This window comes from Bacillus sp. G402 (assembly GCF_051172515.1).
Classification (GTDB): domain Bacteria; phylum Bacillota; class Bacilli; order Bacillales; family Bacillaceae; genus Bacillus; species Bacillus altitudinis.
Genome location: NZ_JBPIZC010000005.1, coordinates 231,226 through 239,315, shown reverse-complemented (window position 1 = coordinate 239,315; position 8,090 = coordinate 231,226). Strand labels below are relative to the sequence as shown.

Here is an 8,090-nt window from a genome sequence, read left to right as displayed (position 1 = left end):
CAAAAGGTTAGGGGTTCGACTCCTCTCGGGCGCGCCATTAAGATCGGGAAGTAGCTCAGCTTGGTAGAGCACTTGGTTTGGGACCAAGGGGTCGCAGGTTCGAATCCTGTCTTCCCGACCATCTTTTTGGGGCCTTAGCTCAGCTGGGAGAGCGCCTGCCTTGCACGCAGGAGGTCAGCGGTTCGATCCCGCTAGGCTCCACTTTTCAAAAGATTATTTTATATCATGGCGGTGTAGCTCAGCTGGCTAGAGCGTACGGTTCATACCCGTGAGGTCGGGGGTTCGATCCCCTCCGCCGCTATAAAGGACCTTTAGCTCAGTTGGTTAGAGCAGACGGCTCATAACCGTCCGGTCGTAGGTTCGAGTCCTACAAGGTCCACCATCTATACGGAGGAATACCCAAGTCCGGCTGAAGGGATCGGTCTTGAAAACCGACAGGGGTGTCAAAGCCCGCGGGGGTTCGAATCCCTCTTCCTCCGCCATATTTTTAAAAAATGATATCATCGCGGGGTGGAGCAGTTCGGTAGCTCGTCGGGCTCATAACCCGAAGGTCGCAGGTTCAAATCCTGCCCCCGCAACCAAATTTTTTCTCTATTGGTCCGGTAGTTCAGTTGGTTAGAATGCCTGCCTGTCACGCAGGAGGTCGCGGGTTCGAGTCCCGTCCGGACCGCCATTTTAAATGAATACATGGCTCGGTAGCTCAGTTGGTAGAGCAACGGACTGAAAATCCGTGTGTCGGCGGTTCGATTCCGTCCCGAGCCACTTTTACAAATAAATATCAGTATGGCGGTTGTGGCGAAGTGGTTAACGCACCAGATTGTGGCTCTGGCACTCGTGGGTTCGATTCCCATCAATCGCCCCATACATATTTTTGCGGGTGTAGTTTAGTGGTAAAACCTCAGCCTTCCAAGCTGATGTCGTGGGTTCGATTCCCATCACCCGCTCCATTTGCATATCGTTCATGGGCCTGTAGCTCAGCTGGTTAGAGCGCACGCCTGATAAGCGTGAGGTCGGTGGTTCGAGTCCACTCAGGCCCACCATGACTTTCCGCAGTAGCTCAGTGGTAGAGCTATCGGCTGTTAACCGATCGGTCGTAGGTTCGAATCCTACCTGCGGAGCCAAATGGAGAAGTACTCAAGTGGCTGAAGAGGCGCCCCTGCTAAGGGTGTAGGTCGCGCAAGCGGCGCGAGGGTTCAAATCCCTCCTTCTCCGCCATTTTTCTGGCCCGTTGGTCAAGCGGTTAAGACACCGCCCTTTCACGGCGGTAACACGGGTTCGAATCCCGTACGGGTCATTTTTTAAAGAGGTCTAATAAAGATCTCTTTTTTATTTTCTGCAAAATGAAAGACCGCCATCATAGCGGTCTTTTTTTACATATTCATGGAATAGATCGTATAAGACAAGTATGTCGCAAAGAATCCCCATAAAACATAAGGAATCAATAAAATTGGGACAACTTTGCTTAGTTTACGTGAGACGATGACAAGTGAGAGTGCTGTCAGTGCTACAAGCAGGCAGTCGATCGTAGCTGCAAATAGATCTTTTTGTGTAAATTGAAAAAAGCTAAAGGCTTGATTGAATACATAATTTAAAAGAAACAGAATCCAAAATGGTAATGTGATTTTTTGAAAACCATACTTTGCATAAATGATGGCGGCAGATAACGAAATGAGGGCGAATAAGACAGCCCAGACCGCACCGATGACACCACCACTAGGTGTCCATTCAGGTTTATTTAGTGCGTCATACCATTCTCTGTCGATAGGGAACAGGAACCCTGCAATAGAAAATAATGCGTATGTAATAAAGAAGACGATAACCGCCCAAATGATACTTTTTTTAGCCATCCAGAAATCTCCTCCCAATCAATTCACTCTTCAACGTATTTCCCAATTATTACATGATATAAACATCAAGCCCCCAATATGTGGGGACTAATGATTTTTTTTAGTATAAGGATCTTCTTCGTAAGGCTTCAAGTCACCAAACACTGTCATGACGCCTTCTTCATCTAATGCTTCTTCATAAGCTTCGTGTGCTCTATTTGGATAGACCTTGCTTGCTTTTCCTTCAATATCAGCAGCTGCAAACCCTTCGTAGTCTTCCACATAATCTTCATCTTCTGATTGTGTATACACATCATCGTATGTCAATGGAGGAAATTCCATATCGGACGGGGTATCAGAGTTCCCATAGCGTTCTACGTCTTGGTAGGCATCTTCTCCATCATATGCAGCACTTTCTTCATTTTCAAATTGCCCTGAGGGCGGACTTAATAAGTCCTCTTCAATGGGACGGTTTTGTGAAACGGTCTGCTCTTTTGAATGCTCTGTGCATGTGACGGCGGTGGGAAGGGCTTCTAAGCGTTCTTTAGGAATAGGGGCTTTACACACTTTACACAAACCATAAGAGCCGTCTGCCATTGCTTGGAGTGCTTCATTGATATCGGAAAGATGCTCATGCTCCAAACTGTTTAAGGCAATGTCTTTTCCGCGTTCGAATAGTTCTGTCCCTTGGTCGCCAGGGTGGTTATCATAGGCTGACAGTTCGCCCACTGAATCATAAGGAAATGATACTTTCTGTTCATCATCATGGCTTTTGGCTTCAATTTCTTGTTTTTCATCGAGAAGTCGCTGCTTCAACTGATGTAATTCGTTTTTAGACAACAAAGCGATCACCCTTTCATATCAAACATATTGTTAGTATGAGCAAATTTTTATGTAAGACTTGTGCCAATTTGAAGCAATTCTTCAATAAAAAACGCCTGCGGCTGCAGGCGTTTCGTGTTATGCGAGATAATATTGTAAGATCAATGCGATCGTTAACAGGAAACCAAAAAACGTATTGGTTTGTGCTGTCGACTTCATGGCATTCATTAATTCAATTGGTTTTTCTTTTTGCTTAAATTCTTTAATGGCTGTATAAGCTTTTGGCACACTGAGTAAGACAAGAAGACTCCAAAGACCCACGATATCCATAAAGATATAAACAAAAATGAGTACATATGAGATCACAAACATGGAAAGTAGGATGTTGACGGCCGCTTTACGTCCAGCTAGGATAGCAAGTGTCTTTCGTCCATTCTCTTTATCACCGTCTAAATCACGGATATTGTTCGACAGTAAGATGGCACCAACTAAAATAGAGATGGGTATTGAAATGAGCACAGCTTTTGATGTCAATGTTCCTGTTTGGATATAGAAACTAATTAAAATGATGCCTAGTCCCATAAAAGCACCTGATACAAGTTCTCCAAATGGTGTATAAGCAATTGGTACAGGGCCACCGGTATAAAAATAGCCTGCTGCCATACAAATTAGTCCTATGAGTGCAATCCACCAGCTAGACATCATGCAAATATAGATCCCAAGTAATAAAGAAAGCGCGAATAAGGCATAAGCGAGGCCTAAAACTGTTTTTGGTTTTACACCGTTTCTAACGATCGCTCCGCCGATACCGACAGATTTCTCATTGTCCAATCCGCGAACATAATCAAAGTACTCATTAAACATGTTCGTTGCAATTTGGATAAACATCGATGCAAATAGCATAGCTAAAAATAGCCCAACATGTATTTGACCACTCGGAAGTGCTAGGACAGTTCCTAAAGTAACGGGAATAAATGCCGCTGTTAATGTATGCGGTCGTAGTAAATTCCACCAAATCCGCCAGTTTTTATCAGGCTTAATTGGTGAAAGCTGATCTGATATCGATTGATGCTGCATAAAATATACTCCTTTAAATAAAAAAATACGTACACGTCCAAATTCCAGTTTAGCAAAGTTCAAAAAGGTGTCAATATATTGATGCGATGAAACAAGAAAAAGATGTTTGCTAATCGTTCCCATCTAGAGAGAAAGCTTGATCTTCGAACAGGTCTTACCATTTTTTAAGGGATGTTCTCATTTCAATAACCGGGAGCGAAAAAATCTTGAAAGCGTGATATAATAAGGATTCGAGGTTTTAAAAGCTGTTTTCTTTACTAAGTTCATCTGTTAAGGTTTATAATAGAAAAGCAGGTCATTCGACATACTCGAATGTTCATGTATTTTTTTACATGATGGTTTTATTTTTATATGTTATTTCATGGATTTTGGAGGAATGTATCATGGTGACAACAGTGCAAAGTACTTTCCGGCAGGAAGCGCTTGCGACATTAGAAGAAGCGAATAACGTCAACCATGCTGTTTTGATAAGCTACTCCAGAAGAGTTGACGATCTGGATCCTCTTGCCTTTTTCCAAAGCGGCGAAGCGGATTTTTTAGGCGAGCGGTTTTTTTGGTCTGATCCAGAAAGCCAAATGATATTTTCTGGACTTGGCAGAGCGGCCGTGATTAAATCATCAGAGCAAGGCAAAGAACGATTCAATATCGTCCATCAAGAATGGGAGCAGCTGAAACAGCATATGTTCCATTTTCATGATGAGAAGGAGTTAAAGCAAGCGGCAGTTGGTCCGCTTTTATTTGGAGGATTTTCATTTGATCCATATGAAGAGAAGGCGCGTCACTGGGAAGCATTTGGCGAGGCTCATTTTTTTGTGCCATCGATGATGCTGACTGTTTCAAAAGAAGGCACGTTTCTAACGATCAATGAATGGAACGAGGTGGACGGGAATGTTCATCAGCTCATTCAAGAGTTAGAACAGAAAGCTTCTAATTTTGATGCATTGCCTGTCAGAAATCATGGACAAGCTGAGCTTGTTCATATGGAAGAGTTAGATGTCCAGGAATGGATGAAAGCAATCCATGAAGCGACAGAACACATTCGTGTGAACGAATATGAAAAGGTTGTTTTAGCAAGAGAAGTCTTGCTTCACTATAAAAATCAAATAGAACTCGCTCCACTATTAGCAGAATTACTAAAACATCAAACAACGAGTTATGTATTTGCTATAGAGCAGGGAAGACAAGCATTTGTCGGGGCGACTCCTGAACGTTTAGTGAAAAAAAGCGGTGGTGAAGTCTTTTCATCTTGTTTGGCAGGTTCTATTGTACGTGGTCAAGATGAAGTAGAAGATCAGGCACTAGGTGAGGAACTGCTTCATGATGAGAAAAATTTGATTGAACATCAAATTGTCGTGAATATGATTGAGCAGGCATTTGAAGCAAACTGCCATCATGTGCATAAGCCAAATCAACCAAGTCTTTATAAAACGAAAAACATTCAGCATTTATTTACACCCATTGTGGGAGAAATCAAAAGCAGCTGTTCACTCTTTTCATTAATTGAACAGCTTCATCCAACACCAGCGCTTGGAGGATATCCTAAGGAAAAAGCGGTAGAGGTGATTCGTGAAATCGAACCGTTGAAACGCGGTTGGTATGCGGCGCCAGTGGGATGGATTGATTCTAAGGACAATGGAGAATTTGCTGTAGCCATTCGATCAGGTCTTATTGAGGAAGACCAAGTTCGTTTGTTTGCTGGATGTGGAATTGTAGAGGATTCCCTTGCAAAACAAGAGTATGAAGAAACGCAAGTGAAATTAAGACCAATGCTGTCTGCTCTTGGAGGTCGTCCTATTGAATAATCAAATCATGACAAGATATATTGGCAGATTAATGGATGAATTTGTGCAAAGTGGTGTGAAGGAGGCAGTTGTTTGTCCTGGCTCCCGTTCAACACCGCTTGCGATGCTCGCTCTTGCTCATCAAGAAATCAATGTCCATGTGTTAGTGGATGAACGGTCTGCTGCTTTTTATGCACTGGGTCTTGCGAAAGCGAGCCAAACACCAGTGCTACTCATTTGTACATCAGGTACGGCAGCAGCTAACTTTTACCCAGCTGTTGTCGAGGCACATTATTCCCGGGTACCACTGATTGTTTTAACTGCTGATCGGCCGCACGAATTGAGGGAGGTTGGGGCACCTCAAGCGATTGATCAGCAATTCTTATTCGGTAAGTTTGTTAAATGGTTCACAGACTTAGCCTTGCCAGAAGAAAGCCAAACGATGCTGCGGTATGTCCAAACTGCTGCTGCTAGGGCAAGTCACGTGTCAATGCAGGAGCCAAAGGGACCAGTTCAGGTGAATGTGCCGCTGAGAGAACCATTGCTACCTGATTTGTCTATTGATCCTTTTGATAGAGAAGAAGTAGCTGCGAACAAAGTTTTAGCAACAGGTCAAGCTCGTCCGGATGATCGGGTTATGTCAGAATTAGTGTCTATCATGAACAAAGCGGCAAAAGGAATCATTGTTGCTGGTGAACTTTACTCGGCGGAAGAGCAGGCGTCAGTGTTACGTCTTGCAAAAGCTTTGCATCTGCCAATTTTAGCTGACCCGCTTTCTCTTTTGCGAAATGGACATGAAAGTGAAGAATACATTATAGATGCATACGATTCTTTGTTAAAAGATGAGGCATTGCAGCAGCATCTCTTGCCTGAAATGGTCATTCGTTTTGGACCGATGCCTGTGTCTAAGCCTTTATTTAAGTGGCTGGAAAAGCATGCGGAAGTGAAGCAGATTGTCGTCGATGCTGCGGGTGGTTATCGAGATCCTGGTTTAAGCGCATCATACATGATTGAAAGTCATGCAGCCTCTTTTGTAGAAGAAGTCTTGATGAGAGCGGAAAAGCGTCAGGATACATCTTATTTACGACGCTGGCAGAGTGTCAATTCTTCTTTTAGAATGCATGCAAATCAATACAATGATGAGGACCTGACATTTGAGGGAAATGTGTATCGTCAGCTACAGCACCTTTTGCCAAAAGAGAGTGTGCTCTTTATCGGAAATAGTATGCCTATTCGAGATGTCGATACCTTTTTTGAAACGCAGTCAAAACCGTTTCGGATGATGGCGAATCGCGGAGCAAATGGCATTGATGGTGTTGTGTCCACAGCTCTTGGAACATATGCAGCCTTGAAACAACCCATCACTTTAGTCATCGGCGATTTGTCTTTTTACCATGATATGAACGGTCTTCTTGCAGCTAAGCTAATGGACATTCCGCTCACGGTTGTGTTGTTAAACAATGATGGAGGAGGAATCTTTTCTTTCCTTCCGCAGGCATCCGATGAACCGTATTATGAAAAGCTCTTTGGTACGCCGACTGGGTTGAATTTTGAGTATGCATCAAAGCTATATGGGGGAACCTATTCGAAGCCGACAACGAAAGAAGAGTTAAAAGATGTGTACTTGGCGCATATCCAAGAACCAGGGCTTCATTTAATTGAGATTGAAACTGACCGGCATTCTCGCGTGGGCAAACATCGCCAAATGATGGACGAGATATTGAGGGAAGTGAAAAAAGAATGCCTTCACTCATAATACGAATGCACGATGGTGTGGCGTATGAGGTGATAGACCATAACCCATCTGCTGAAAATGCCACGTTATGTTTACATGGCTTTACAGGGAGTACAGCTTCTTGGGCTTTTTTGAATACTTATACAGAAAAACATACGAGATTGATTCAGGTCAGCTTGCTTGGACATGGCCGCACAGACTCACCAAAGAGTATAAGAAGATATGCAATGTCCCAGCAGCTGGCAGATCTTGCTGAGATTTTAGATCAATTAAAGCTTCACAAAGTGAACATTCTCGGATATTCTATGGGAGGGCGTATTGCTTTATCCTTTGCCTCCCGTTATCCAGAACGAGTAAACAAGTTGATTCTTGAGAGTACATCTCCAGGGCTGAACTCTTTTAAAGAGCGGATGGAGAGGCTGAATCATGATCATCAGCTAGCTCAAAAGATCAGACATGAAGGATTAGCGCAATTTGTGGATTTTTGGGAGAACATTCCGCTGTTTGCTTCGCAGAAATCCTTGCCAGCGGACAGGCTAACGCAACTGAGAGAGGGAAGGCTAAAAGCCGATCCTAACGGGCTGGCTCGCAGCTTAGAAGGTATAGGAACGGGCTCACAGCCGTCTATGTGGGAAGCATTAAAGCAGATAAAACAGCCTGTTTTACTCATTTGCGGAACACTTGATAAAAAGTTCTGTGACATCGCCAAACGTATGCAGCAGGAGCTTGAATACAGTCAATTCACAGTAGTAGAGCATGCCGGGCATACAGTTCATGTGGAACAACCACATTTTTTTGGTAAAATAGTAAGTGAGTTTATTTTATCGCAAGATTAGAGGAGGAAATATT

At 43.5% G+C, this 8,090-nt stretch carries 6 protein-coding genes and 14 tRNA genes; 17 read left to right on the top strand and 3 right to left on the bottom strand.

The window, feature by feature from the left end; genetic code table 11:
* The first annotated feature begins 44 nt into the window (after positions 1-44).
* The 14 genes from ACSBQP_RS18360 (at position 45) to ACSBQP_RS18295 (ending at position 1,294) form a co-directional block, all read left to right on the top strand.
* Positions 45-121, top strand: a tRNA-Pro gene (locus ACSBQP_RS18360).
* Positions 122-128: 7 nt separating this feature from the next.
* A tRNA-Ala gene (locus tag ACSBQP_RS18355) sits at positions 129-201 on the top strand.
* Positions 202-227: 26 nt separating this feature from the next.
* Positions 228-301, top strand: a tRNA-Met gene (locus tag ACSBQP_RS18350).
* A 4-nt stretch (positions 302-305) separates the two neighbouring features.
* A tRNA-Ile gene (locus tag ACSBQP_RS18345) sits at positions 306-382 on the top strand.
* 7 nt (positions 383-389) lie between these two features.
* Positions 390-482 (top strand) — tRNA-Ser (locus tag ACSBQP_RS18340).
* 22 nt (positions 483-504) lie between these two features.
* A tRNA-Met gene (locus ACSBQP_RS18335) sits at positions 505-581 on the top strand.
* A gap of 15 nt (positions 582-596) precedes the next feature.
* Positions 597-673 (top strand) — tRNA-Asp (locus ACSBQP_RS18330).
* 16 nt (positions 674-689) lie between these two features.
* Positions 690-762, top strand: a tRNA-Phe gene (locus ACSBQP_RS18325).
* 24 nt (positions 763-786) lie between these two features.
* Positions 787-862: transfer RNA gene (locus ACSBQP_RS18320), tRNA-His, on the top strand.
* A gap of 11 nt (positions 863-873) precedes the next feature.
* A tRNA-Gly gene (locus ACSBQP_RS18315) sits at positions 874-947 on the top strand.
* Positions 948-963: 16 nt separating this feature from the next.
* Positions 964-1,040: transfer RNA gene (locus tag ACSBQP_RS18310), tRNA-Ile, on the top strand.
* Between the two features lie 6 nt (positions 1,041-1,046).
* Positions 1,047-1,121: transfer RNA gene (locus tag ACSBQP_RS18305), tRNA-Asn, on the top strand.
* Positions 1,122-1,124: 3 nt separating this feature from the next.
* Positions 1,125-1,215 (top strand) — tRNA-Ser (locus ACSBQP_RS18300).
* A 7-nt stretch (positions 1,216-1,222) separates the two neighbouring features.
* Positions 1,223-1,294, top strand: a tRNA-Glu gene (locus ACSBQP_RS18295).
* Positions 1,295-1,370: 76 nt separating this feature from the next.
* Here ACSBQP_RS18295 and ACSBQP_RS18290 read toward each other — a convergent pair.
* From ACSBQP_RS18290 to ACSBQP_RS18280, 3 genes are all read right to left on the bottom strand, one after another.
* Positions 1,371-1,847, bottom strand: coding sequence for a TspO/MBR family protein (locus ACSBQP_RS18290; protein WP_148780156.1), 477 nt, complete (start codon positions 1,845-1,847; stop codon positions 1,371-1,373).
* An 87-nt stretch (positions 1,848-1,934) separates the two neighbouring features.
* Complete coding sequence (locus ACSBQP_RS18285; protein WP_435028693.1) at positions 1,935-2,669, bottom strand: TraR/DksA C4-type zinc finger protein; 735 nt, start codon at positions 2,667-2,669, stop codon at positions 1,935-1,937.
* Between the two features lie 117 nt (positions 2,670-2,786).
* Positions 2,787-3,725, bottom strand: a complete 939-nt coding sequence (locus ACSBQP_RS18280; RefSeq protein WP_125590933.1) for a 1,4-dihydroxy-2-naphthoate polyprenyltransferase — start codon at positions 3,723-3,725, stop codon at positions 2,787-2,789.
* 383 nt (positions 3,726-4,108) lie between these two features.
* Between ACSBQP_RS18280 and ACSBQP_RS18275 the strand changes: the two genes are divergently transcribed.
* From ACSBQP_RS18275 to menH, 3 genes are read left to right on the top strand one after another with little or no spacing between them, the layout of a single operon-like run.
* Complete coding sequence (locus tag ACSBQP_RS18275; RefSeq protein WP_017358381.1) at positions 4,109-5,527, top strand: isochorismate synthase; 1,419 nt, start codon at positions 4,109-4,111, stop codon at positions 5,525-5,527.
* Positions 5,520-7,262: a 2-succinyl-5-enolpyruvyl-6-hydroxy-3-cyclohexene-1-carboxylic-acid synthase gene (gene menD / locus ACSBQP_RS18270; protein ID WP_146270792.1), complete on the top strand. Its 1,743-nt coding sequence runs from the start codon at positions 5,520-5,522 to the stop codon at positions 7,260-7,262. Before ACSBQP_RS18275 ends, menD begins: the two co-directional genes overlap by 8 nt.
* Entirely contained in the window at positions 7,247-8,077 is an 831-nt protein-coding gene (gene menH, locus ACSBQP_RS18265; RefSeq protein ID WP_035391031.1) for a 2-succinyl-6-hydroxy-2,4-cyclohexadiene-1-carboxylate synthase, read from the top strand. The genes menD and menH overlap by 16 nt, the downstream gene beginning before the upstream one ends.
* Positions 8,078-8,090: the final 13 nt, after the last annotated feature.

Bases quoted from the DNA above. Each gene is read 5' to 3' on its own strand.
- ACSBQP_RS18275 (WP_017358381.1), top strand. From the start codon at position 4,109: ATGGTGACAACAGTGCAAAGTACTTTCCGGCAGGAAGCGCTTGCGACA.
- menH (WP_035391031.1), top strand. From the start codon at position 7,247: ATGCCTTCACTCATAATACGAATGCACGATGGTGTGGCGTATGAGGTG.
- ACSBQP_RS18280 (WP_125590933.1), bottom strand. From the start codon at position 3,725: ATGCAGCATCAATCGATATCAGATCAGCTTTCACCAATTAAGCCTGAT.
- ACSBQP_RS18290 (WP_148780156.1), bottom strand. From the start codon at position 1,847: ATGGCTAAAAAAAGTATCATTTGGGCGGTTATCGTCTTCTTTATTACA.